The following is a 22805-nucleotide window of genomic DNA, read 5'->3' on the forward strand; positions in this document are numbered from 1 at the left end:
GCCGTTTCCTTGACCCCTCAGCGGGGCAGGGTTAATCGGCCCTTATGACCACGCGGGCCTTCATTACCGGCGTATCCAGAACGGAACTGACCGCCGCCGAGCGGGAGTTTATCCGTGCCGATCGTCCATGGGGCTTCATCCTCTTCAAACGCAATATCGAAACTCCGGCTCAAGTCACTGCCCTGGTTGCCGAATTGCGCAGCGTCGCTGATGCCCCCGACGCCCCGGTCCTGATCGACCAGGAGGGCGGACGGGTGCAGCGGCTGGGGCCGCCGCACTGGCCCATCTATCCGCCGGGCGCCGTTTTCGGCGCGTTGTACGACGCTGATTCGGCCCTCGGGCTGACGGCGGCACGCCTCAGCGCCCGGCTGATTGCCGCCGATCTGGCCGATCTCGGTATTACCGTGGATTGCCTGCCGCTGGCGGACGTGCCGGTTCTGGGCGCCGACGCCGTGATCGGGAATCGCGCCTATGGCACTGCACCGGACAAGGTCGCTGCGATCGCGCGCGCCGTCACCGACGGGCTGGAGCAGGGCGGCATCCTGCCGGTCCTGAAACACATTCCCGGGCACGGACGGGCCACCGCCGACACTCATTTCAAGCTGCCGACCGTCGATGCGCCGCGTGACGAGCTGGAGCGGACCGACTTCGCGGCGTTCAAGCCGTTGGCCGACCTTCCGATGGCCATGACTGCACATGTTGTGTTTAGCGCGGTCGACCCCGCCCATCCGGCGACGACTTCTGCGACAATGATTGCTCAGGTGATTCGCCACGCAATCGGGTTCCAGGGTTTGTTAATGAGTGATGACGTGTCGATGAACGCGCTGGCGGGCAATCTTGCCGAGCGCACCCGCGCGATCTTCGCGGCCGGTTGCGACATGGCGCTGCATTGCAACGGCAACATCGAGGAGATGCGCGACGTCGCCAGCCAGACACCTGAATTGTCGGGCCTGGCGCTTAAGCGCGCAAACACTGCGCTCGCCGCGCGCAAGGCGCCGCAGCCGTTCGATCGCGCAGCCGCGCGCGCCGAACTGGACGGATTGATCGCACGGGCAAACACGGCATCCGCATGACCGCAGAAATCCTATCGTTCGAAACCGGGCGGCCCGCAGAGCTCGCCGAGGGTGAGCCGGCATTGGTGGTCGACGTCGAAGGCTATGAAGGCCCGCTCGATCTCTTGCTTGCGCTGGCGCGCCAGCAGAAGGTCGACCTGTCCAAGATCTCGATCCTGGCGCTGGCCGATCAGTATCTTCACTTCATCGAAGCCGCGCGAAAGATCCGGCTTGAGCTCGCCGCCGACTATCTCGTGATGGCCGCCTGGCTCGCGTTCCTGAAGTCGCGCCTGCTGTTGCCGGAGCCGCCAAGCGCCGAAGGTCCGAGTGCTGAGGAAATGGCGACCGCGCTCGCCAACCGCCTGCGGCGGCTCGAAGCCATTCGCGAAGCCGCCAATCGGCTGATGAACCGGCAGCAATTGCTGCGCGATATCTTCCCGCGCGGCGAGCCCGAGCACATCGCCGAGATCAGGCATCCGAAATATACCGCGACGCTCTACGACCTGCTCACGGCTTACGCGGTGCAGCGTCAGTCGCGCGTGCTGGCGAACGTGCATCTCGCCAAGCGTACGGTGTGGTCGCTTGCTGAAGCGCGCGCCACGCTGGAGCGGCTGGTCGGCAGCATCACCGAGCAGGACGACTGGGGCGTTCTCGACGATTTCCTGATCCGGCACGTCGCCGATCCGACGCAACGTGCGACGGTGTTCGCCTCGAGCTTCGCCGCAGCACTCGAGCTGGTGCGCGAAGGCCAGCTCGAGCTGAACCAGAAAGAGGCGTTTGCGCCGATCTATTTCCGGAAAGGGCGCCATCAACCGGTGCCAGACGCAACTCCTGCGCCTGATGCGCCGGTCGGTTAAGTGCAAGAAGGAGAAGCTGCCATGGCAAGCCTGGCTGAAGTGCGGGTAGAAGAGGCCGAGCCGATGGAGAACGAACCCCAGGCACGTCCCGAAGAATTGCGGCTGCTGGAAGCGCTGCTGTTTGCTTCGAGCGAACCGCTGGACACCGCAACGCTGGCCAAGCGCATGCCGGAGGGCGTCGACGTCAAGGCCGCGCTCGAGCAATTGCAGGCCGAATATGCGACGCGTGGTGTGAACCTGGTGCGCGTCGCCAACAAATGGACCTTCCGCACCGCGGGCGATCTCGCCTGGCTGATGACGCGCGAGAGCACCGAGACCCGGCGCCTGTCGCGTGCGGCGATCGAGGTGCTGGCGATCATCGCCTATCACCAGCCGGTGACGCGTGCCGAGATCGAGGAGATCCGCGGCGTCATCACCTCAAAAGGCACGCTCGACGTGCTCCTGGAGACCGGCTGGATCAAGCCGCGTGGCCGTCGCAAGACGCCGGGCCGTCCCCTGACCTTCGGAACCACCGAGGACTTCCTGTCGCAGTTCACGCTGGAACAGCTCGGCGATCTGCCGGGTCTCGAGGAGCTGAAGGGCACGGGCCTGTTGGATTCGCGCCTGCCGACCGGATTCAGCGTGCCGACGCCGTCAGATGATCCGGCACTGCGCGAGGACGAGGATCCGCTGGAACCGGGCGACGAGCTGGATCTGGCGCTCGCTCCGGCGGTCGAGCCCGAGGCGCCGGAAGGCGGCGATCAGGGTGACGAAGAAGGCTGATATTCCGGCCTTTTACGGGCGCCCTGCGACCAGTTAACACTAGCAAGATTACGTAGCGCCAACAGCGAATTGGCGCTGCCTTGGTCCTTGTTTTTGACACCCACGAAGCCTACGTTCCGGTGAAGATCGGCCGGGTCCCGGCCATGCGTGTTTGGAGGGTTGCAGGATGGGTTCGCTTAGCATTTGGCACTGGATCTTGGTGATCGCAGTGGTCCTGCTGCTGTTCGGCCGCGGCAAGATTTCGGATCTGATGGGCGACGTGGCGCAGGGCATCAAGGCCTTCAAGAAGGGCATGCAGGACGACGACAAGCCCGCCGAAAAGCCCGAGCCGTCGAAGTCCATCGAGCACAATGCCGCACCGACCGCGGCGCGATCCGACGTCGGCAGCAAGGCCGTCTGAGCCAGAGAGCACGCGAGACGCGGGTAGCCGACCCGATCCTGCGCGTTAGCGGATTGGGCCGATCGCGCCTTCACGTGAACGGAAGACTTCATGTTCGACATCGGGTGGAGTGAACTGGTCCTCATCGGGGTCGTGGCCCTGGTCGCCATCGGCCCGAAAGAGCTGCCGGGCGTGCTGCGCATGGTCGGTCAATGGATGGGCAAGGCCCGCAAGATGGCCGCCGAATTCCAGGGCCAATTCCAGGAAGCGATGCGCGAGGCCGAGATGGCCGACCTCAAGAAGAGCTTTGACGAGGTCAAGGAAGCCGCCTCCGGCTTCACCGGCAACAATCTGATGACCTCGCTCCAGAAGGATGTCAGCGACGCGTTGCGCGTCGATGCGCTCGACAAGCCGGCCGAGACCGACACGACTGCTGCGATCGAGGCACCGGCGGGCCCGACGACTCCGGAAACGCCAACGCCCGAAACATTCGTGGAAGCCGAGGCGCATGCAGCGGTGAATGAGCCGCTCGCCGTCACGCGCGAAACCGAGCCGGCGCCGGTTACCGAAGGCCACGTGACCCAAGACACCGCGCCATCCGAGGCGATCAAGGACGCCAAAGCGTCATGAGCGACGCCGATATCGAGGCCAGCAAGGCCCCGCTGATGGACCATCTGATCGAGCTGCGGTCGCGGCTGATCAAGGCGCTGCTCGGCTTCGGCCTGGCCTTCATCTTCTGCTTCTTCTTCGCCAAGCAGATCTACAACGTGCTGGTCTGGCCGTTCGTGTGGGTCGCGGGCGCGGATAACTCGAAATTCATCTACACGGCGCTGCTGGAATATTTCATCACGCAGCTCAAGCTCGCACTGTTTGGCGCTGGCTTCATCTCGTTCCCGATCGTCGCCACCCAGATCTACAAATTCGTCGCGCCCGGCCTCTACAAGCACGAGAAGAACGCGTTCTTGCCGTATCTGGTTGCGACCCCGTTCTTCTTCGTGCTGGGCGCGGCGCTGGTCTATTTCGTCGTGCTGCCGATGCTGATCCGCTTCTCGCTTGGCATGCAGCAAACCGGCAGCGAAGAGACCGCGCAGATCCAGCTTTTGCCCAAGGTCGGCGAATATCTGTCGCTGATGATGTCGCTGATCTTCGCCTTCGGCATCGCCTTCCAGCTTCCGGTGATCCTGACACTGCTCGGCCGTATCGGCATCATCACGTCGAAGATGCTGCGCGAGAAGCGCCGCTATTTCATCGTGCTCGCCTTCATCATCGCCGCCGTCCTGACGCCGCCGGACATCCTGAGCCAATGCTCGCTCGCGATCCCCCTGCTGGCGCTCTACGAGGGCTCGATCATCGCGGTGGCGATGGTGGAGAAGAAGGCGGCCGCCTCGCAGCCTTCGTCCGGCGCTTCGTCGAGCACCAATCCGGCGGAGTAGGGCACTTTTCGCTCTATCATATCGCTGCTCAGCCCATGATTCGTCATGCCCGGGCTTGACCCAGGCATCCACGACTTGATCTAAGGCGGCAGATACGTGGATGGCCGGGATAGACCCGGCCATGACGGGACATCAGCCATGCACGACATCAAATCGATCCGCGACAATCCGCAAGCCTTCGACGCCGGTCTCGCACGGAGGGGTCTGAAGCCGATGTCGGCCGCGCTGCTCGCGATCGACGAGAGGCGCAGGGCGTCGATCCTGGCGTCCGAGCAGGCCCAGGCGCGGCGCAACGCGGCGTCCAAGGAAATTGGCGACGCCAAGAAGGCCAAGGACGAGGCGCGCGCGGCCAAGCTGATGGCCGAGGTGGCGGCGCTCAAGACCACGATGCCCGAGCTCGAGGCCGCCGCAAAGGCCGCCGACGAAGAGCTGACCAAGGAGCTCTCGTCGATCCCGAACATTCCGTTCGATGAAGTGCCCGACGGCGTCGACGAGCACGGCAACGTGCAGCACCACGTGTTCGGCAAGAAGCGCAACTACGCCTTCGCGCCGAAGCTGCATGACGATCTCGGCACGGCGCTCGGCTACATGGATTTCGAGGCGGCGGCAAAACTCTCGGGCGCGCGCTTCGTCGTGCTGAAGAAGGGGCTGGCGCGGCTCGAGCGCGCGATCGGCCAGTTCATGCTCGACCTGCACACCACCGAGCACGGCTACACCGAGATCAACCCGCCGCTGCTGGTGCGCAACGAGGTGATGTTCGGCACTGGGCAGTTGCCGAAATTCGAGGACGACCAGTTCTGGGCCATCAAGGGCGAATTGCTGGCCGCGCCCGATCATGAGCGGCTGAAGAGCGAGCGCCTCGGTCTCATTCCGACCGCCGAAGTCTCGCTCACCAATCTCGCGCGCGAATCCATCCTCGACGAGAAGCAATTGCCGATGCGCTTGACCGCACTGACGCCGTGCTTCCGCGCCGAGGCGGGCGCTGCGGGGCGCGACACCCGCGGCATGATCCGCCAGCATCAGTTCACCAAGGTCGAGCTGGTGTCGATCACGACGCCGGAGACCAGCAAGGATGAGCTCGAGCGGATGCTATCCTGCGCCGAGCAGGTGTTGCAGAAGCTCGATTTGCACTATCGGGTGATGACGCTCTGTGCAGGGGATATGGGTTTTTCGTCGCAAAAAACCTATGACATCGAGGTCTGGATGCCAGGGCAGGGCGACGGCGGCATGTTCCGCGAGATCTCGAGCTGCTCGGTCTGCGGCGATTTCCAGGCACGTCGCATGGATGCGCGCTCACGCGGTCCCGACGGCAAGCCGCGCTTCGTGCACACGCTGAACGGTTCCGGCACCGCGGTCGGCCGTGCGCTGATTGCGGTAATGGAGACGTATCAGCAGGAGGATGGCTCGATTGCGGTCCCTGACGTGCTCCAGCCCTACATGGGTGGCTTAAAAGTCGTCGCGCGCGGGTAAAGCCTGATTGCCCGATGTTGCGGCAGAAACGTTTGGTTGCGAAGATCGGGCGGCCGGTTATCTTAACGGCTACCCGCGAACTCGAAACCTCCGTTCATGGCCTTGCACCGCGACATCTTCTGGGTCGGCAGACAATGGGCGGTGACCGGCGCTGGCATCCAGGCCGTCGACCAGCGTCTGCGCGGCGTTTTGGACATCGACATCGCCCGGCTCTGGGACGACGCGCATGTGCAGGGCCGGCGAGCCAAACCCGGTGTCAATGTCGAGGATTTTGACAAGGCGGTGACGATGGCGCGTGCGCGCTATCCGCAAATACCGGTGTCGGCGCCGATCATGGCGCAACTTGAAGCGCTCGGTGCGATCGAGACATCGCCTGCTGCCAGTTCCGCCGCGCCCGCGATGAAGCTGCGTGCGGAGGGGCGGCTTGCGCGCTTCCTGCCGCAATGGCGGATCCGTCGCTAGTAATGCATCGGGCTTGGATAGTTCGGCATGGTCCGGAAATACGCACCCGGATCAATCGTCTGCGAGCGGTGCCGTAGTGCCACGCAGCCATAGCGCGTTGCGACCATGCCGCGGCCGCAAGCGCGATGCGGTTCCGGCTCGCTCGATGACAATGTGGGCGGCGGTGCGCCATCCGGCTTCGCTGCCGCTGTAATGCAGGGGCCGTCGCGCGGACAAATTTTGGGGATGCACTTGCCCCGCGCAAATTCGAGATCGTAGACCTGACCAGACATCGTGACCTGGCCGCTGCACAGGCATTCGCCCGTGACCGTCATCTGGCCGCCCAGGCAATTTTCCGCGTTGATGCGCACGCAGGAGCCGCCCGGATCGGTGCCCGCCGGCATCAACTCGAAGCCGGCCGGGCAGGTGCATTGACCATTGCTCGCGGTGCCGCCGTTGCAGGTGATCGTGATCGGCGCGCGCGGCGGCGCGGGGGGCGTATCGGTGATGCAGGCGCCGCCGTCAGCGTGGAAGCTGGGCGGGCAGACGAGCGGCGGAGTCGTCGCACTGCTCTCTGCCGGGGCGGGGGATAGGCTCGGGGCCTGGGCTGCCGGAAACGGCGGCGGCGCGAGCGGAGCCGTCTTGGCGACGCAGACGCCGTTGCGGAACTCCTGCCAGGGAAAGCAGCGGTCCGCAGGGGCCAGATCCTGCGTCCGTCCGGCGCCAGCCACGCAGAGGCCAAGCCCGAGGCCGAAAAGGATAGCGGCGGAAAAGCGGGTCATTGTGCCGATCGCCTGAAAATGCACGGGAAAAATTAGGCTCCGGTGTTGCAGCGCCGCAATGAACTAGATCACAGACGAGACCTGCGTCTGCCCCCGCGAATTCCCGCATTCGGACGGTTTGCTTGATCGGCCGCAGCCGGATAAGACGGCCTGAACCGACCTTTAGGAATCGACCTCCGGCATGCGCATTCTCTGCACCAATGACGACGGCATTCATGCTCCCGGCCTCAAGGTCGTGGAGGAGATCGCGGGTGCGCTGTCCGACGATGTCTGGGTAGTGGCGCCCGAGCTCGATCAGTCCGGCGTATCGCATTCGCTGTCGCTGAATGATCCCCTGCGCCTGCGCGAAGTCGGCCCGCGGCATTTTGCAGTGCGCGGGACGCCGACGGACTGCGTCATCATGGGGGCGCGCCACATTCTCGGCGCCAAATTGCCCGATGTCGTGCTGTCCGGCGTCAACAAGGGCCGCAACGTCGCCGAGGATGTGGTCTATTCCGGCACCATTGCCGGCGCGCTGGAAGGCACCATCTTGGGACTGCCGTCCTTCGCGCTGTCGCAGGAGTTCAGCGTCGAGACCCGCGAGCGGCCGCCGTGGGATACCGCACGCAAATTCGGCCCCGACATCCTGCGCAAGGTCATGGCGGCGGGCATCCCGAAGGACACCGTCATCAACGTCAATTTTCCGTCCTGCGCTCCGGAAGATGTGCTCGGCATCCGCGTGACGCGGCAGGGCAAGCGCAATCTCGGCTTCTTGCGGATCGACGAACGCAGGGACGGCCGCGGCAATCCCTATTTCTGGATTGGATTCGAACGCGCGGCGATGCTGGACACGCCGGCCGAAGGCACCGATCTCGCAGCGCTGCGCGAGCGCTACGTCTCGGTCACGCCGCTCCGGCTCGATCGGACCAATGAAGCGTTTTCCGACGCGCTCAGCGAGACGCTGAAGTAGCGGTCGGGATTAGCGGCTAGCCGCCGCGAAGCGCGGCTTCGATGGTCTTGCCGAGCGCGTCGAGCTGAAACGGCTTCTGAAGCGCGGGCCGGTCGCGATACTGCTCCGGCAGGCCCGACGAGCCATAGCCGGTGGCGAAGATGAAGGGGCAGCCCTTGGCCTGGATGACGTCGGCGACCGGCGAGATGACCTTGCCATTGACGTTGACATCGAGGATGGCGATGTCGAACTCGGTGGCCTGGGCCAGCCGCATCGCTTCGGTGATGTCGCCCGCTTCGGCCGCGATCGTGTAGCCGAGCTCCTCCAGCATATCTGCGACCATCATTCGGATCATGACCTCGTCCTCAACGAGGAATACCGAGCGGCCCGAAAGCCCTGTCGCAGTCATCACCGAGTCCTTGCCCATTCTTGAAAACGTTCGCAGATAACGCCAAGCGACGCAATGCGAGTTTCGGCTAACGCAAACTGCAAATAGCCTAATCTGTGCAAGCCGATTGTGGTCAAGTGCTACGTTGGAAGGCTATCATAGGTTCCAGAGCAGGAACAAGATTCTCGCCTCGGCCGTTGCGACGCAGAGCATCGATCCGACCCCTCCGAGACGAACGCAGACAGCAATGGCCCCCAATCAGCACCCGCCGGAAAAGATGATGTTTCAGCTCACGCTGAGGCGCAGGGGCATCAGCGATCAGGCCGTGCTGCGGACCATGGAGGAGGTGCCGCGCGAGCTGTTTGTCGAGGCCGCCGACCGCGATGGTGCCTATCGTGACAGTGCGCTGCCGATCGCCTGCGGGCAGACCATCAGCCAACCCTTCGTCGTTGCCTACATGACCGAGCAGCTCCAGCTCCAGAAACATCACCGTGTGCTCGAAATCGGCGCCGGCTCCGGCTATCAGGCCGCGGTGCTGTCGCGGCTCTCGGGCCAGGTGCTGACGGTCGAGCGCTACCGCAGGCTTGCCGATGCCGCGCGCGCCCGGCTCGAGAAGCTCGACTGTCACAATGTCGAGGTGATGCTGGGCGACGGCCTCAATTTGCCACCCAATATCGGCCCGTTCGACCGCATCATCGTGACTGCCGCGATGGAGCAAATCCCCGAGAACCTGATCGAGCGGCTGGAGCTCGGCGGCATCCTGATCGCGCCGGTCGGCCCGCATCAGGGCGTGCAGTCGCTGACCCGCCTCAGCCGCAGCGAGGCCGGGATCGAGCGCAAGGAACTCGTCGAGGTCCGTTTCGTGCCGGCGCTGCCGGGCGTGGCGCGGGAGCTGTAGAATTCCGGATCGGCTGTTCGGCCAACACCTTATTGGGAGGGTTAAGCCGTTATTTACTCGGCGCGTGTTTACTTAAAAGACCAGTTCTGTTGCGTACGAGTGAGTAACCATGTCTGTTGTCGCCGAGTTGCTTTACTCGCGCCGCGTGCCGCAGGTCGCGGTGCTGGCGCTGATTTCGTTCAGCTTTGCGGGGTGCAGCGCCGACATGTCGTCGCGGCTCTCCCAGTCGAATTTCTCCAATCCCTTCTCCTCTGAGCAGACCGGTTCGGTGCAGCAAGCCCCGCCGCCGCAGCGAGAGCTGCCGCAATATGCGCGGCCCCAAACGCAGCCCGGCTCTTATCAGTCCCAGCCCTTGCCGCCGCCGGCGGTTTCCGCGCCGCAATCCTATCCCGTGGCCGCGGGCGGTGGTGTCTCCGGAGGCGGACGTGGCCTCGGCTCCTATGCGCCGCCGGTCCAGCCGCATCTCGAGACCACCGGCACCGTGCCGCCGCGCTCGGTCGCAGCCACCCAGCCGGCCGGCGGAACGAAGATCATCGTCGGCACCAGCGACACGCTCGACGTGCTCGCCAGGCGCTATCACGTCACGCCGCAGGCGATCCTGGCCGCCAACGGCTACAAGGGGCCGCGCGCGCTCTCGCCGGGCCAGCAGCTGGTTATCCCGCATCCGGGGACAAGTGCGGCTGCTCCCGCGCCGGTCATGACTCCCGTTGCCGCGGCTCCCGCGATGGCGCCGAAGCCGGTTGCGGCCGTTGCGGCGCCGCCCCGCGTCCACTTCGTCAATCGCGGCGACACGCTCGCCAGCATCGCCCGCAAGAACCACATCTCTAGAGCTGAACTTGCCCATGCCAACGGCCTCGAGCAGTCGGCAAAGCTCAAGCTCGGCACCAAGCTGACCGTGCCCGGTGCCAAGACCGCTGCGCTCGCCGCGCCGGTTGCTCCGGCGCCTGCCATGGCCGCCCCCGTCGCCTCCACACTGCAACCCGTTGCAGCCGCTCCAGCGCCCGCGACCAAGATGGCTGCTGTCGGGACGCCGACGCAGAGCGCTCGCCTGGCCCAGGCGACCGGCAATGTTGAAGAGAAGCCCGCCGAAACTCCAGCCAAGGCTGCGGATGCCACCGGCGCGCTGCCGACCTTCCGCTGGCCGGTGCGCGGCAAGGTGATCACGAGCTATGGCGCCAAGACCAACGGCAAGTCCAATGACGGCATCAACGTCGCGGTGCCCGAGGGTACGCCGGTCAAGGCGGCAGAAGACGGTGTCGTTGCCTATTCCGGCAACGAGCTGAAGGGCTATGGCAATCTGGTTCTGGTTCGGCACTCCAATGGCTACGTCACCGCATATGCCCATGCGAGTGAGCTTTTGGTGAAGCGCGGCGATCCCATCAAGCGCGGCCAGGTCATTGCCAAGTCGGGTCAATCCGGGGAGGTGGCGTCGCCGCAGCTCCACTTCGAGATCCGCAAAGGATCGAGCCCGGTTGACCCGCTTCAATTCCTGAACGGGGCGTGAGGCCTACACGATATCCGCAGTGACGGTGTCGTCGCCCGGCTTGACCGGGCGACGAACTATTTGGCCGTCAGCTTCACACCCAGTCGTCCTGCGAGTTCCTGCACGAACTGCCAGGCGACGCGGCCCGAGCGTGAGCCGCGCGTCGTCGACCATTCCAGCGCCTCGCGCTCCAGCGCTTCGTCGTCGATCCTGACGCCGAAATGACTGCAATAGCCGCGCACCATCGCGAGATATTCGTCCTGGCTGCAACGGTGGAAGCCGAGCCAGAGGCCGAAGCGATCCGACAGAGAGACTTTTTCCTCGACCGCCTCGCCGGGATTGATCGCGGTCGAGCGCTCGTTCTCGATCATCTCGCGCGCGAGCAGATGACGGCGGTTGGAGGTGGCGTAGAGGATGACGTTCTCGGGCCGGCCCTCGATGCCGCCTTCGAGCACGGCCTTAAGCGATTTGTACGAGGCGTCATTGCCGTCGAAGGAGAGGTCGTCGCAGAACACGATGAAGCGGAAGGAGGACGCGCGTAAGCGCTCCATCAACGCCGGCAGGCTTTCGATGTCCTCGCGATGGATCTCGATCAGCTTCAGCCTGTCGGCGGATTTGCGGTCCGCGTTGATGCTGGCATGCGCCGCCTTCACCAGCGACGACTTGCCCATGCCACGCGCGCCCCAGAGCAGCGCGTTGTTGGCGGGAAGGCCGTTGGCGAAGCGCTCGGTGTTCTCCATCAGGATGTCGCGCATCCGGTCGACGCCCTTGAGCAGGAACAGCTCGACGCGGCTGACCCGCGGCACCGCCGAAAGGCGGCCGTCGGGGTGCCAGACATAGGCGTCCGCGCGCTCGAACGACTCGTGTTCGGCGGTCGGCTTCCCCTGCGCGGCAAGGTGCGCCGCGATGGTCTCCAGCGCGCGGACGATGCGCTCCTGGGAGAGGTCTGAGGTTGCCTTGGGGGCCGCCCTGGAAGCGCCCTTGGGGCGATTTGCCGCGATGCCCGCGGGCTTCCTGGCAGGGGTACGGGGGCCTTTGAGGCCTGAGCTTTTGCTTGGTTTTTTGGGCATGTCCGAAGTTCCTGAGAATGCAGCCTTATCGGGCCTGAGGGCGCGCCGCAAGGTGGCCAAATCGACGGTCTGGCAGCGTTGCAATTGGGGCGGTGGCCGCTATAGTCCGCGCGAATTTGACCGAACCGGTCGCTCCAGCGGCCTGACCGGCTTCCCCCGTTCTCTCGAGGATCGTTCCGAATGCTGATTACCCCTGCGTATGCCCAGGCCGCGGGCGCCGGCGACACCAACAGCATGTTGATGTCGCTGCTGCCGTTCGCCCTGATCTTCGTGATCATGTACTTTTTGATTCTGCGGCCGCAGCAGAAGAAGGTCCGCGACCACGCCGATCTCGTGAAGAACATCCGTCGCGGCGATACGGTGGTCACGTCGGGCGGCCTGGTCGGCAAGGTCACCAAGGTCGTTGACGACGACCAGATCGAATTCGAGATCGCTGATGGCGTGCGCGTGCGGCAGATGCGCTCGATGGTCTCCGGCGTACGTGCCAAGGGCGAGCCCGCCAAGGACAGCGCGAAGGATAGCGCCAAGGACGACGCCGCGTCGAAGTGAGCGCTTCCGCGAGTCTTTCAAGTCTCCTGATCTGACAGGTCCAGTCGATGTTGTATTTCACGCGGTGGAGGGCGCTCGGGATTATCCTGACGGCGCTGATCGTGTGCCTCTGCGCGGTCCCGAACTTTTTCCCCGAGGCCCAGGTCAAGACCTGGCCGGCCTGGGCGCAGCGCCGGCTCGTGCTCGGCCTCGACCTTCAGGGCGGCTCCTCTCTGCAGCTCGAGGTCGATTCCAACTATGTGAAGAAGCAGAGGCTTGAACAAGTCCGCAGCGACGCACAGAAGGTGCTGCGCGATGCTCGGATCGGATTTACTGGCGGCGTTGTTGTGCGAAACGATGCCGTCGAGACCCGCATTACCAAGGAATCCGACCTGCAGACCGCCCTGTCCAAGCTGCGGGAGCTCTCGCAGCCAGTGGGCGGTCTGATGGGCTCCAGCGGCCAGCGCGATCTTGATGTAACCGACGCTGGGGGCGGGCTTGTCCGCCTGACCATCCCGGAGGCCGCGACACTTGATCGCCTGCGCAAGACCATCGAGCAGTCGATCCAGATCGTCGAGAAGCGCGTCAACGAGCTCGGCACCGTCGAGCCTATCATCCAGCGTCAGGGCAACGACCGCATCCTGGTGCAGGTACCCGGTTTACAGGATCCCACCCATTTGAAGGAACTGCTGGGCAAGACCGCGAAGATGGAATTCCGCATGGTCGATCCCTCGGTGCCGCCGGACCAAGCGCAGCAGGGCGGTTTGCCGCCGGACTCCGAGCTTCTGCCGGCCGCCACGCCGCCGCCGTCAAACTACGTGGTCAAGAAGCAGGTGCTGGTTGCGGGCGGCGACCTGACCAATGCCCAAGCGACCTTTGACCAGCGTACCAACGAGCCGGTGGTCAGCTTCACGTTCAATACCTCTGGCGCCCGTAAGTTCGCACAGGCCACGCAAGAGAATGTCGGCGTGCCCTTCGCGATCATCCTCGATGGCAAGGTGATCTCGGCGCCGGTCATTCGCGAGCCGATCACTGGCGGTCAGGGCCAGATCTCCGGCAGTTTCACCGTGCAGTCGGCCAACGATCTTGCGATCCTGCTGCGCGCCGGCGCGCTGCCTGCACCGCTCACTGTGGTCGAGGAGCGCACGGTCGGCCCGGGCCTCGGCCAGGACTCGATCGAGAAGGGCGAGCTTGCGGCCTATGTCGGCTCGATCATGGTCGTCGTCTTCATGCTGTTGACGTACCGGCTGTTCGGCGTGTTCGCCAACATCGCGGTGACCATCAACGTCGCGATGATCTTCGGCCTGTTATCGCTGCTCAGCGCCACGCTGACGCTGCCCGGCATCGCCGGCATCGTGCTCACCGTCGGCATCGCGGTCGACTCCAACGTGCTGATCTATGAGCGCATCCGCGAGGAGTTGCGCGGCGGGAGAAGCCCGATTTCGGCGATCGACGCAGGCTTCAAGCGGGCGCTTGCGACCATTCTCGATTCCAACATCACCACCTTCATTGCCGCTGCCGTGCTGTTCATGATCGGCACCGGACCGGTGCGCGGCTTCGCTGTAACGCTCGGCATCGGCATCATCACCACTGTGTTCACCGCCTTCACCATGACCCGCCTGATCGTGGCATGGTGGGTACAGTGGAAGCGGCCGAAGACTGTGCCGATTTGATCATTCGAGGCCGGCTGTGACCACTACTCAACTCGTTCTCATTTCTCTCGGCGTCCTGATTGCCGTGCTGACCGTGGTCAGCGTGCTCGGCCTCCTGCCGTCGCTGCGCATCGTCCCGGACAACACGCATTTCGACTTCACGCGTTTCCGTCGCATCAGCTTCCCAATCTCGGCCGCGCTGTCGATCGTCGCCATCACACTGTTCTTCACACATGGCCTAAACTTCGGCATCGACTTCAAGGGCGGCACCTTGATGGAGGTGCGGGCCAAGTCGGGCTCCGCCGATCTTGCGCAGATGCGCACGACCCTTGGCAGCCTCGGTCTCGGCGAAGTCCAGCTGCAGCAATTCGGCGGCCCCGCCGATGTGCTGCTTCGCGTTGCCGAGCAGCCGGGCGGCGACAAGGCGCAGCAGGCAGCCGTGGACAAGGTACGCGGCGCCCTCGGCGAGTCCGTGGAGTATCGCCGCGTCGAAGTGGTGGGCCCGCGTGTCTCCGGCGAGCTGCTGGGTTGGGGCATGGCCGGCCTGATGCTCGCGATCGGCGCGATCCTGATCTATCTCTGGTTCCGGTTCGAATGGCAGTTCGCGCTCGGCGCCATGATCGCCAACGTGCACGACATCGTGCTCACGATCGGCTTCATGTCGATCAGCCAGGTCGATTTCGACCTGACCAGTATTGCGGCGTTGCTGACCATTCTCGGCTATTCGCTCAACGACACCGTCGTCATCTACGACCGCATCCGTGAAATGCTGCGGCGCTACAAGAAGATGCCGATGCCGCAGCTGCTCAACGAGTCCATCAACTCGACGCTGTCACGCTCGATCATCACCCACTTCACCGTGACCTTGGCGCTGCTGGCTCTGCTCTTGTTCGGTGGCCATGCCATCCACAGCTTCACGGCCGTGATGATGTTCGGCGTGGTGCTGGTCGGCACCTACACCTCGATCTTCATTGCGGCGCCAATCCTGATCTATCTCGGCGTCGGCGAGCATCGCGAAGATGCGGTGGAGGCGGCTACGTCGGCGAAGAAAAACAAGGCATGATCCGAACCGCATGCCCTCGCATGAGTTTGCGAGGGCGGTAGCCTCATTCGGACGAGACTCATGGCCGGCGATCCCAACGCTCCTCATTTTCCGCGCTCGGCGCCGATCGACGCCTATGGCAAGGGCGGCTTTGCCTTTGCCGGCATGTCGCATCGGGGCTCGCTGCTGTGCCTGCCCGACGCGATCTGGGCCTGGGATGTGACCGACCCCGCCATGATCGACCGCTATTCGCTCGACCGGGTGTTTGCGGCCGCCAACGGCATCGACACGCTGCTGATCGGAACCGGAACCGGAATGTGGCTGCCGCCGCCCGAACTGCGCCAGGCGCTGAAGGCAATGAGGGTGGTGCTGGACACGATGCAGACCGGTCCCGCCGTGCGCACCTACAACATCATGATCGGCGAACGGCGGCGCGTCGCGGCCGCGTTGATCGCCGTCCCATGAACAGCGCTGCGCCGCCGGTCGATAGTGCAGCCTTCTGCGCCGATCTCGTGCGCAGCCATGACTTTCCGCGCTATGTCGCGACGCTGTTCGCGCCAGCCGTCGAACGCCGCGCGCTGCTTGCGCTTTACGCCTTCAATGTCGAGATCGTCCGTGTTCGCGACCAGGTGAGCCAGCCCTTGCCCGGCGAAATCCGGCTGCAATGGTGGACCGACATGCTCTCGGGCCACGCCCATGGCAGCGTCGAGGGCAACCCTGTGGCAGCCGAGCTGTTGCGCGCGATCCGCGATTTCGCCCTGCCGGTCGAGCCGTTGTCGCTGCTCATCGACGAGCACCAGTTCGATCTCTACAACGATCCGATGCCGACGATGGCGGCGCTGGAAGGCTATCTGGCCGCAACCTGTTCGGCGTTGCTTGCGCTGGCCGCGCAGATCATGGCGTCCCCGTCCGATTCAATCGAGCATCTCGCACGCCACGCCGGGCTTGCGCAGGGCATCGTGCAGGTGATCGCCAACCTGCCGCGCGACGCCGCGCATCGGCAGCTGTTCCTGCCGCAGCAGGTGCTGGCGAGCCATAATTGCAATATGGAGGACGTGTTCGCCGGCAGGGAGACGCCAAGCCTGCACGCCGTGCTGGACCAGCTCGGGGGCGAGGCCCGTCAGCATCTGGCGACTGCCTCATCGTTGTTGGTGGAGGTACCGGCAGCGGTTCGGCCGGCGTTCCTGCCGCTCGGGCAGGTGCGGGCCGACCTCAAGCGCCTCTCGCAGGCGGGACGCAATCCGTTTGCGCCGCAGCCGCTGTCGCGCCTGCGCACGCTGTGGACGCTGTGGCGGGCGTCGCGATCGCGGGAATTTACCAAATAGCGGTTGGCTTATCGCGTGGACCCGTCAAATGCTCTATGCTGTCCTATGGCCGACTTGTCCCAAACGATATCCCCCGATCTGAGCGGCTTTCCGGTCGCACCGGCCGACATTCACGCAGCCGCCGAGACGATCCGGGGCGCGGTCGTCGAGACGCCTTGTGGCTACAGCCGGACGCTGAGCAACATCTACGGCTGTGACCTCTGGCTCAAATTCGAGAACCTCCAGTTCACTTCCTCGTTCAAGGAGCGCGGCGCGCTCAATCGCCTGACGGCGCTGACGCCGGAGGAACGCGCGCGCGGCGTAGTCGCAATGTCGGCGGGAAACCACGCGCAGGGCGTCGCCTATCATGCCAAGCGGCTCGGCGTTCCCGCCACCATCGTGATGCCCGTGGGCACGCCGATGGTGAAGGTCGAGAACACCAGGCACCACGGCGCCGAGGTGGTCGTCACCGGCGCGACGCTGGAGGAGGCCGCCGCGTTTGCGCGCAGCCACGGCGAGGCGCGTGGCATGATCTTCGTCCATCCTTATGACGATCCGCTGGTCATCGCGGGGCAGGGCACGGTCGGGCTGGAGATGCTCAAGGCGGTGCCGGAGCTCGATACGCTGGTCGTCCCGATCGGCGGCGGCGGCCTGATCAGCGGTATCGCGATTGCCGCGAAATCGCTGAAGCCGTCCTTGCGGATCCTGGGCGTCGAGGCCTGGCTCTATCCCTCGATGTACAACGCCGTCCATGGCGGCAATCTGCCCGCGCGCGGCGACACGCTGGCTGAAGGCATTGCGGTGAAATCGCCGGGCAAGATCACCAGCGACATCGTCCGCCGGCTCGTCGACGACATCGCGCTCGTCAACGAGGCCGAGCTCGAGCGCGCGGTCGCGACCCTGATCTCGATCGAGAAGACGGTCGTCGAGGGCGCCGGCGCCGCAGGCCTCGCCGCGATCCTGTCCGATCCCTCCCGCTTTGCTGGCGAAAAGGTCGGGCTGGTGCTGAGCGGCGGTAACATCGACACCAGGCTGATCGCCTCCGTTCTGACGCGCGAGCTTGCGCGCGAAGGGCGTCTGACCCAATTGTCGCTCGACATTCCTGACCGGCCGGGCCAGTTGGCCGCAGTCGCGGCGCTGCTGGCCGAGGCTGGCGCTAACATCATCGAGGTCTCGCATCAGCGAACCTTCTCCGATCTGCCGGCGAAAGCGACGCTGCTGCAACTGGTCATCGAGACCCGCGACAGCGCGCATCTCGACGAAGTCATGGCCAGGCTCGGTGCATCGGGACTGAGCGCGCGCTGCACGTGAGCGGCGCTATCGATGCGCCAAGCCCGCCAAGAGGGTGAGCAACCGATCGATCTCGGCTTCCGTATTGTAGTAGTGCGGCGACGCCCGTACAACCACCGGGAGCGCGCGGACTTCCGCGTCGATGCGGGTACTCGACGGATCGGATGCGCCGATCGTGATGCCGGCCGCGGCAGCGCTGCCGACGATCCTTTCCGCCTCATACCCCTCCATCGTGAAGCTGACGATGGCGCCCGGCGCGCGGCCGAGGTCGCGAATGGTGACGCCGCGAATGGAGGCGAGGCCACTGCGGAGACGGCCGGCGAGCAGGCGGCAGCGCTGCTCGATCGGATCGAGCCCGATGTCGAGAGCATAATCGACGGCCGCGCCAAGTCCGAGCCGGGCTGCGTAGTTGTTCTCCCAGGTCTCGAAGCGGCGCGCGTCGTCGCGGAGCTGGTAAGCATCGCGCGAGACCCAGGGCGCCGCGAAGTGATCGATCATGAGCGGCTCGAGCTGTCGCAGGAGCGCCCGGCGCACGTACAGGAAGCCCGTCCCCCGCGGGCCGCGCAAAAACTTGCGGCCGGTCGCCGACAACATGTCACAACCGATCGCCTCCACATCGACTGACATCTGGCCAACCGCCTGGCAGGCGTCGAGGAGATAGGGGATGCCGCGCGCTCGCGCGATCTTGCCGACGGCGGCTGCCGGATTGACGAGCCCGCCATTGGTCGGGACCCAGGTGATCGCGATCAGCTTCACCCGTTCATCGATCATGCGTTCGAGCACGTCGACATCGAGCTCGCCGCTGGCATCGCTCGGCACGACGTCAATGATCGCGCCGGTTCGCTTGGCGACCTGAAGAAAGGCGACATAGTTGGCGGCGTATTCCGCTTCCGCAGTCAGGATGCGATCGCCCGCGCGAAACGGCAGTGCATAGAACGCCATCTGCCAGGCAATGGTCGCATTCTCCATCAGCGCGATTTCGTCGGGCGCGGCATTGAGCAGGCGGGCAACCGAGCCGTAGACGGCCTCGAGCCGATCGCACTCGCGGTCGGCGGCGGCATAGCCGCCAATCTCGCTTTCCAGATCGATGTGCCGCTTGATCGCCTCGACGACAGGTACGGGCATGAGCGCCGCACCCGCATTGTGGAGATATGCGAGCCGGGATGTCGCCGGTGTGTCGGCCCGTATTCGGTCGATGTCGATCAACTCCGCCTCCACTTGCCGCGATCCTTCGACATGAATTAGACGCGCCGAACAGCGCGAGCAAGATGGCGGTCCGGTCAGGCTTAGATGCAGAGGCCGAGCAGCTTGATGTGGCAGTTGCTGGATTTGGGCTTGCTTGCCGGCGCAGTTTCGCGCTTCACGGCAACGAGCGGCTCGGTGTCCTTCTTGCCCTTGCCCCGTTTCGGCTCATAGTCGCCGGCGATGACCATGGCCCAATAGGTGCGCTTGCCGCTGGCATTCTTGGCGCTGGCGATCCCGACGCGGGAGGCATCGTGCAGCAATAGGTTCTTGCGGTGCCCGGAGGAGTCGATCCACTGGCCGAGCGTCTTCTCGAAATTGTCGTAGCCGTAGGCGATGTTCTCGGCGGCGCGTCCTGCGCCGGCCGGCGCGACGCGCTTGTTGAACGGCCCGAGCGCGTCATGGCTGAGGTCGTCCTTCTCCGCCATCGCGCGGGCCTGGGCCATGGCAATGCGGTCGAGGGTGGCATCGCGAACGACGCGCCCCTCGCCATGCTTGAGCCGGAAGCCGGAGATCTGCTCGGCCGGGGATTCAGCTGCCATTGCAAGGGGGGCTGCCAGCAGCAGAAGGCCGGCGATCAGGCCACCAACCACACGATGCATCATTGTCCCCGAGTCCCCATGACCGCGCCAGCCCGAACTATCCGATCGCTTCTCTATCGCCAATATGGACGCATCAAGGCACCGTCCCGGTTAGTTCGTCGGCAGGTCCGCCTCGAAATTGAAGCGGTCGCGCAGGTTCTTGCGCTGCTCCAGGATGTCCTTGAGGAAGGCGCGATCCTGGTCGTTCTTCATCATCGGCTCGATCAGGTCGAGCTGGTTCATGGCGACCAGTTGCAGGATCTCGGTGCGCGGCTTGCCGCTGGTATCACGCGGCAGCGCATGCACGACCTGGATGTGTTCCGGCGGCTTTGGGCCCTTGGCGGCTGCGAGCTCGTTGCGGAGCTCGCCTTCGAGCGCGGCCTGATCGGCCTCCACGAAGGCATAGAGCCCGACGCCAGAGCGACGGTCGGCAAAGGCGACGATAGCGGTATCGCGCACGGCCGGGTTCTTGCGGATCAGGTCGGCGATGACAGGAGCGTCGTTGACGAGCCGCCGGCCGCCGCCCTCGCGGTCGGTGAAATTGAACAGGCCGCGCGTGATTGCGCGATAGACCTTCTTGCCGGTTGCCAACCACAGGCTCGCTGCGAATGATTTCTTCGCGAGGATTTTGCGCTCTCGCAGCGTCAATGCGTCGGGGGCGTAGGTGCGCTTGTGCTTGAGCAGATGCCGGAGATCTTCATAGGCGAGGACGCGATAGAGCCGGCCGCGCCGCTTGAAGCACGCGGCAAGCTGGAAGTCGGTCACGTAAGCGCAGCCGTCGCGGCCGACCAGCCAGTTCTGCTCCTTGGCGAGGTCGTTGTGGCAGATCCCGGCGCGGCGCAGACGGCGCAGTGCCGCCTTGGCCGAACGGAAATAGGCGAGATCACCATGGGGCTTGGCGAGGTGCAGCGCGACGCCGTCGACGAAACCACGCACCAGGGCGCGGCGTCCGGCCCAGAGCAGTTCGGGGCCGACGTTCAGCCCCTCTGCAAGGGCAAGCGCGTGCTTTTCGCGCGCGAACAGATGGCGCGCCAGCAGGAACGACCACCACGGCACCTCGTCGAGCCGGCGCAGCACGGCATCGACCTCGCCGCTGTCAGCGCGGAAGCGGCCGCGCTCGACGGTCGAGAACACGTCGCGCTTGAGCAGCACGCCTTCGATCCAGCGCGCCGAAAGTTTTGCGGCGTCGTCCTTGGGGAGGCTCATCGACAAACTCACGCGGCGGCGGCAATACGCAGGTGATCGGCGATCCAGCGATCGAGATCGGCGAGCGCGCGCACACTCATCGCCTGCTTCTTGGCCACCGTCTTCTCGTTGCCGCGCAGGCGCGTGCCGTCGGGCTTCTTGGTCGGTACAGTCGCGAGCGGCGGGAACAGACCGAAATTGATATTCATCGGCTGGAACGAGCGCGTGCCCGGCTCGATGGTCTCGATATGGCCACCGGTGATGTGGCCGAGCAGCGATCCGAGCGCCGTCGTGCCCGGCGGGCTCGCCAGTGTCTCGCCACGCGCATCTGCGGCCGCATAGAGGCCGGCAATCAGGCCGACGCTGGCGGATTCCACATAGCCCTCGCAGCCCGTCATCTGGCCGGCAAAGCGCAGCCGTGGCTGTGCGCGCAGGCGCAGCTGGGCGTCGAGCAGCTTTGGCGAGTTCAGAAAAGTGTTGCGATGCAGGCCGCCGAGGCGGGCAAATTCTGCCTTCTCCAGCCCCGGAATGGCGCGGAAGATGCGCTGCTGCTCGCCATATTTCAGCTTCGTCTGGAAGCCGACGATGTTGTAGAGCGTGCCGAGCTTGTTGTCCTGGCGCAGCTGCACGATCGCGTAGGCCTTCGTCGCGGGATCATGCAGGTTGGTGAGGCCGACCGGCTTCATCGGGCCGTGACGCAGCGTCTCGGGACCGCGCTCTGCCATCACCTCGATCGGCAGGCAGCCGTCGAAATAGGGCGTGTTGGTCTCCCACTCCTTGAACTCGGTCTTCTCGCCGGCAATCAGGGCGGCGACGAAGCCGTCATACTGCTCCCTGGTCATCGGGCAGTTGATGTAGTCGGCGCCATTGCCGCCGGGGCCGACCTTGTCGTAGCGCGACTGGAACCATGCCACCGACATGTCGATGGACTCACGATGCACGATCGGCGCGATCGCATCGAAAAAGGCGAGCGCGTTCTCGTCGGTCAGCTCGCGGATGGCGTCGGCAAGCGGGGCCGAGGTGAGGGGACCGGTCGCAACGATCACGTTGCTCCAGTCGGCCGGCGGCAGGCCTGCAACCTCGCCGCGGGCGATCTCGATCCGGGGATGGTCGTTGAGCGCTTTGGTGACGGCGGCCGAGAAGCCGTCGCGATCAACCGCCAGCGCACCGCCGGCTGGCACCTGATTGGCGTCGGCCGCGCGCATGATCAGCGAGCCGAGGCGGCGCATCTCGGCATGGAGCAGGCCGACGGCGTTGTTGGCGGCGTCGTCCGAGCGGAACGAGTTGGAGCAAACGAGCTCGGCGAGCCCGTCGGTGCGGTGTGCCTCGGTCATGCGGTCCGGCCGCATCTCATGCAGCACCACGGGCACGCCAGACTTCGCCACCTGCCAGGCGGCTTCGGAGCCGGCGAGGCCTGCGCCGACGACGTGCACGGTATTGAACTGGGATCCTGTCATGGGGCGGACAGGTAGCGCTTTTCTGCGGCTAGTGGAATCGCCGAGATCGAGTTTTCTGCCACCGAAACGACAACGCCCGCACAAGGCGGGCGCTATCGGTTGGTCCGGTGAAGGGCTGAACGATATCAGCCCTGATACTGACCGGCAGCAACGCGCGGGATGTCCGAGCGATCGAGGCCGATATCGGCCAGTTCGCGATCGCTGAGCTGGGACAGCTCGGCAACATTGCGCTGATAGTCCCGGAACGCCTGGATCATACGGATGAGCGAGAGCAGCATTGGTAGTCTCCTGTAGTTCGATTCAGCCCTTGACCTGGGCGCCATCGTTGAAATGAATATAGATGGGAGTGTTGCAGTGCGGAAGTTCCGATGTTGCGATGCAGCTAAGCCGGGAATGCATGGCATCGGTAAGAGACGATTAACCTCTCGGCAGTCACGCCCAACAGATAGGCGGAATGCCGCAAAAATCGCGGTAAAGTCCCGTGAAATCACGGCCTTAGTATACGATATGCGGTTCCGGCGGCTGGTAAGGTAGGTTTTGTTCCCGCCGCCTTCAAGGCGCTTTGCCAGCGTGTGGGCCCA

The 22805-nt window shown here is 64.8% G+C and carries 25 protein-coding genes; 17 read left to right on the forward strand and 8 right to left on the reverse strand.

Annotated elements, in window-relative coordinates:
- Positions 1–44 precede the first annotated feature (44 nt).
- From nagZ to IC761_RS17315, 8 genes are all read left to right on the forward strand, one after another.
- Positions 45–1073 carry a beta-N-acetylhexosaminidase gene (gene nagZ, locus IC761_RS17280; RefSeq protein ID WP_195804376.1) on the forward strand — a complete coding sequence of 343 codons (1029 nt, stop codon included), beginning with the start codon at positions 45–47 and terminating at the stop codon, positions 1071–1073.
- Positions 1070–1909 (forward strand): segregation and condensation protein A, encoded by an 840-nt coding sequence (locus tag IC761_RS17285; RefSeq protein ID WP_195804377.1) that lies wholly within the window; start codon positions 1070–1072, stop codon positions 1907–1909. Before nagZ ends, IC761_RS17285 begins: the two co-directional genes overlap by 4 nt.
- Before the next feature lie 21 nt (positions 1910–1930).
- A complete protein-coding gene (gene scpB / locus IC761_RS17290; RefSeq protein ID WP_195804378.1) occupies positions 1931–2671 on the forward strand; it encodes an SMC-Scp complex subunit ScpB in 741 nt (246 codons plus the stop codon).
- A 166-nt stretch (positions 2672–2837) separates the two neighbouring features.
- Positions 2838–3071, forward strand: a complete 234-nt coding sequence (locus IC761_RS17295) for a twin-arginine translocase TatA/TatE family subunit (RefSeq protein ID WP_195804379.1) — start codon at positions 2838–2840, stop codon at positions 3069–3071.
- 90 nt (positions 3072–3161) lie between these two features.
- Entirely contained in the window at positions 3162–3680 is a 519-nt protein-coding gene (gene tatB, locus IC761_RS17300) for a Sec-independent protein translocase protein TatB (RefSeq protein WP_195804380.1), read from the forward strand.
- Complete coding sequence (gene tatC / locus IC761_RS17305) at positions 3677–4483, forward strand: twin-arginine translocase subunit TatC (RefSeq protein ID WP_195804381.1); 807 nt, start codon at positions 3677–3679, stop codon at positions 4481–4483. The genes tatB and tatC overlap by 4 nt, the downstream gene beginning before the upstream one ends.
- Positions 4484–4621: 138 nt before the next feature.
- A complete protein-coding gene (gene serS / locus IC761_RS17310; RefSeq protein WP_195804382.1) occupies positions 4622–5953 on the forward strand; it encodes a serine--tRNA ligase in 1332 nt (443 codons plus the stop codon).
- Between the two features lie 96 nt (positions 5954–6049).
- Positions 6050–6415, forward strand: coding sequence for a hypothetical protein (locus tag IC761_RS17315; protein WP_195804383.1), 366 nt, complete (start codon positions 6050–6052; stop codon positions 6413–6415).
- On the opposite strand, the gene IC761_RS17320 is transcribed toward IC761_RS17315, so the two are convergent.
- Positions 6412–7176 carry a hypothetical protein gene (locus IC761_RS17320; RefSeq protein WP_195804384.1) on the reverse strand — a complete coding sequence of 255 codons (765 nt, stop codon included), beginning with the start codon at positions 7174–7176 and terminating at the stop codon, positions 6412–6414. The genes IC761_RS17315 and IC761_RS17320 overlap by 4 nt on opposite strands.
- A 181-nt stretch (positions 7177–7357) precedes the next feature.
- Between IC761_RS17320 and surE the strand changes: the two genes are divergently transcribed.
- A complete protein-coding gene (gene surE / locus IC761_RS17325; protein WP_195804385.1) occupies positions 7358–8125 on the forward strand; it encodes a 5'/3'-nucleotidase SurE in 768 nt (255 codons plus the stop codon).
- A 16-nt stretch (positions 8126–8141) separates the two neighbouring features.
- On the opposite strand, the gene IC761_RS17330 is transcribed toward surE, so the two are convergent.
- A complete protein-coding gene (locus IC761_RS17330) occupies positions 8142–8513 on the reverse strand; it encodes a response regulator (protein WP_195804386.1) in 372 nt (123 codons plus the stop codon).
- 226 nt (positions 8514–8739) lie between these two features.
- On the opposite strand from IC761_RS17330, the gene IC761_RS17335 reads away from it, so the two are divergent.
- Together IC761_RS17335 and IC761_RS17340 are read left to right on the forward strand one after the other, a co-directional pair.
- On the forward strand, positions 8740–9390 hold the full coding sequence (locus tag IC761_RS17335; RefSeq protein ID WP_195804387.1) for a protein-L-isoaspartate(D-aspartate) O-methyltransferase: 651 nt from the start codon (positions 8740–8742) through the stop codon (positions 9388–9390).
- A 109-nt stretch (positions 9391–9499) separates the two neighbouring features.
- Positions 9500–10894, forward strand: coding sequence for a LysM peptidoglycan-binding domain-containing M23 family metallopeptidase (locus IC761_RS17340; RefSeq protein WP_195804388.1), 1395 nt, complete (start codon positions 9500–9502; stop codon positions 10892–10894).
- A 56-nt stretch (positions 10895–10950) separates the two neighbouring features.
- Here the strand turns inward: IC761_RS17340 and IC761_RS17345 are convergent, their stop codons facing one another.
- On the reverse strand, positions 10951–11943 hold the full coding sequence (locus IC761_RS17345; RefSeq protein WP_195804389.1) for an ATP-binding protein: 993 nt from the start codon (positions 11941–11943) through the stop codon (positions 10951–10953).
- Between the two features lie 180 nt (positions 11944–12123).
- Here IC761_RS17345 and yajC point away from each other — a divergent pair, with 180 nt between their 5' ends.
- The 6 genes from yajC to IC761_RS17375 are packed head-to-tail and all read left to right on the forward strand — an operon-like array spanning position 12124 to position 17780.
- Positions 12124–12492 (forward strand): preprotein translocase subunit YajC, encoded by a 369-nt coding sequence (gene yajC, locus IC761_RS17350; protein ID WP_195804390.1) that lies wholly within the window; start codon positions 12124–12126, stop codon positions 12490–12492.
- Between the two features lie 47 nt (positions 12493–12539).
- Positions 12540–14144 (forward strand): protein translocase subunit SecD, encoded by a 1605-nt coding sequence (gene secD, locus IC761_RS17355; protein ID WP_195804391.1) that lies wholly within the window; start codon positions 12540–12542, stop codon positions 14142–14144.
- 16 nt (positions 14145–14160) lie between these two features.
- Positions 14161–15186 carry a protein translocase subunit SecF gene (secF, locus tag IC761_RS17360; protein WP_195804392.1) on the forward strand — a complete coding sequence of 342 codons (1026 nt, stop codon included), beginning with the start codon at positions 14161–14163 and terminating at the stop codon, positions 15184–15186.
- Positions 15187–15246: 60 nt separating this feature from the next.
- Positions 15247–15630 (forward strand): Mth938-like domain-containing protein, encoded by a 384-nt coding sequence (locus IC761_RS17365; protein WP_195804393.1) that lies wholly within the window; start codon positions 15247–15249, stop codon positions 15628–15630.
- The gene (locus IC761_RS17370; RefSeq protein WP_195804394.1) at positions 15627–16490 is read left to right on the forward strand and encodes a phytoene/squalene synthase family protein; all 864 of its coding nucleotides are present in this window, start codon (positions 15627–15629) and stop codon (positions 16488–16490) included. The genes IC761_RS17365 and IC761_RS17370 overlap by 4 nt, the downstream gene beginning before the upstream one ends.
- A gap of 45 nt (positions 16491–16535) precedes the next feature.
- Complete coding sequence (locus tag IC761_RS17375) at positions 16536–17780, forward strand: threonine ammonia-lyase (protein ID WP_195804395.1); 1245 nt, start codon at positions 16536–16538, stop codon at positions 17778–17780.
- Positions 17781–17786: 6 nt separating this feature from the next.
- Here the strand turns inward: IC761_RS17375 and IC761_RS17380 are convergent, their stop codons facing one another.
- The 5 genes from IC761_RS17380 to IC761_RS17400 all read right to left on the reverse strand — a co-directional run bounded on the left by IC761_RS17380 (position 17787) and on the right by IC761_RS17400 (position 22502).
- A complete protein-coding gene (locus IC761_RS17380; RefSeq protein ID WP_195804396.1) occupies positions 17787–18965 on the reverse strand; it encodes an aminotransferase class V-fold PLP-dependent enzyme in 1179 nt (392 codons plus the stop codon).
- A gap of 80 nt (positions 18966–19045) precedes the next feature.
- Positions 19046–19603 carry a CAP domain-containing protein gene (locus IC761_RS17385; RefSeq protein WP_195804685.1) on the reverse strand — a complete coding sequence of 186 codons (558 nt, stop codon included), beginning with the start codon at positions 19601–19603 and terminating at the stop codon, positions 19046–19048.
- Between the two features lie 90 nt (positions 19604–19693).
- Entirely contained in the window at positions 19694–20788 is a 1095-nt protein-coding gene (locus IC761_RS17390; protein WP_195804397.1) for an AMP-binding enzyme, read from the reverse strand.
- Positions 20789–20796: 8 nt separating this feature from the next.
- Complete coding sequence (trmFO, locus tag IC761_RS17395; protein WP_195804398.1) at positions 20797–22224, reverse strand: methylenetetrahydrofolate--tRNA-(uracil(54)-C(5))-methyltransferase (FADH(2)-oxidizing) TrmFO; 1428 nt, start codon at positions 22222–22224, stop codon at positions 20797–20799.
- Positions 22225–22349: 125 nt separating this feature from the next.
- Entirely contained in the window at positions 22350–22502 is a 153-nt protein-coding gene (locus tag IC761_RS17400; protein ID WP_007590701.1) for a DUF1127 domain-containing protein, read from the reverse strand.
- Positions 22503–22805 lie beyond the last annotated feature (303 nt).

Source organism: Bradyrhizobium commune, assembly GCF_015624505.1.
In the GTDB taxonomy this organism is placed as follows: Bacteria; Pseudomonadota; Alphaproteobacteria; order Rhizobiales; family Xanthobacteraceae; genus Bradyrhizobium; species Bradyrhizobium commune.

Coding starts and splice junctions, on each gene's coding strand:
- trmFO (WP_195804398.1), bottom strand. CDS start 22,224: ATGACAGGATCCCAGTTCAATACCGTGCACGTCGTCGGCGCAGGCCTC.
- IC761_RS17285 (WP_195804377.1), top strand. CDS start 1,070: ATGACCGCAGAAATCCTATCGTTCGAAACCGGGCGGCCCGCAGAGCTC.
- IC761_RS17370 (WP_195804394.1), top strand. CDS start 15,627: ATGAACAGCGCTGCGCCGCCGGTCGATAGTGCAGCCTTCTGCGCCGAT.
- IC761_RS17335 (WP_195804387.1), top strand. CDS start 8,740: ATGGCCCCCAATCAGCACCCGCCGGAAAAGATGATGTTTCAGCTCACG.
- nagZ (WP_195804376.1), top strand. CDS start 45: ATGACCACGCGGGCCTTCATTACCGGCGTATCCAGAACGGAACTGACC.
- IC761_RS17320 (WP_195804384.1), bottom strand. CDS start 7,176: ATGACCCGCTTTTCCGCCGCTATCCTTTTCGGCCTCGGGCTTGGCCTC.
- surE (WP_195804385.1), top strand. CDS start 7,358: ATGCGCATTCTCTGCACCAATGACGACGGCATTCATGCTCCCGGCCTC.
- serS (WP_195804382.1), top strand. CDS start 4,622: ATGCACGACATCAAATCGATCCGCGACAATCCGCAAGCCTTCGACGCC.
- IC761_RS17365 (WP_195804393.1), top strand. CDS start 15,247: ATGGCCGGCGATCCCAACGCTCCTCATTTTCCGCGCTCGGCGCCGATC.
- IC761_RS17390 (WP_195804397.1), bottom strand. CDS start 20,788: ATGAGCCTCCCCAAGGACGACGCCGCAAAACTTTCGGCGCGCTGGATC.
- IC761_RS17385 (WP_195804685.1), bottom strand. CDS start 19,603: ATGCATCGTGTGGTTGGTGGCCTGATCGCCGGCCTTCTGCTGCTGGCA.
- yajC (WP_195804390.1), top strand. CDS start 12,124: ATGCTGATTACCCCTGCGTATGCCCAGGCCGCGGGCGCCGGCGACACC.
- IC761_RS17330 (WP_195804386.1), bottom strand. CDS start 8,513: ATGACTGCGACAGGGCTTTCGGGCCGCTCGGTATTCCTCGTTGAGGAC.
- IC761_RS17340 (WP_195804388.1), top strand. CDS start 9,500: ATGTCTGTTGTCGCCGAGTTGCTTTACTCGCGCCGCGTGCCGCAGGTC.
- IC761_RS17295 (WP_195804379.1), top strand. CDS start 2,838: ATGGGTTCGCTTAGCATTTGGCACTGGATCTTGGTGATCGCAGTGGTC.
- tatB (WP_195804380.1), top strand. CDS start 3,162: ATGTTCGACATCGGGTGGAGTGAACTGGTCCTCATCGGGGTCGTGGCC.
- IC761_RS17315 (WP_195804383.1), top strand. CDS start 6,050: ATGGCCTTGCACCGCGACATCTTCTGGGTCGGCAGACAATGGGCGGTG.
- tatC (WP_195804381.1), top strand. CDS start 3,677: ATGAGCGACGCCGATATCGAGGCCAGCAAGGCCCCGCTGATGGACCAT.
- secD (WP_195804391.1), top strand. CDS start 12,540: ATGTTGTATTTCACGCGGTGGAGGGCGCTCGGGATTATCCTGACGGCG.
- IC761_RS17400 (WP_007590701.1), bottom strand. CDS start 22,502: ATGCTGCTCTCGCTCATCCGTATGATCCAGGCGTTCCGGGACTATCAG.
- IC761_RS17375 (WP_195804395.1), top strand. CDS start 16,536: ATGGCCGACTTGTCCCAAACGATATCCCCCGATCTGAGCGGCTTTCCG.
- scpB (WP_195804378.1), top strand. CDS start 1,931: ATGGCAAGCCTGGCTGAAGTGCGGGTAGAAGAGGCCGAGCCGATGGAG.
- IC761_RS17345 (WP_195804389.1), bottom strand. CDS start 11,943: ATGCCCAAAAAACCAAGCAAAAGCTCAGGCCTCAAAGGCCCCCGTACC.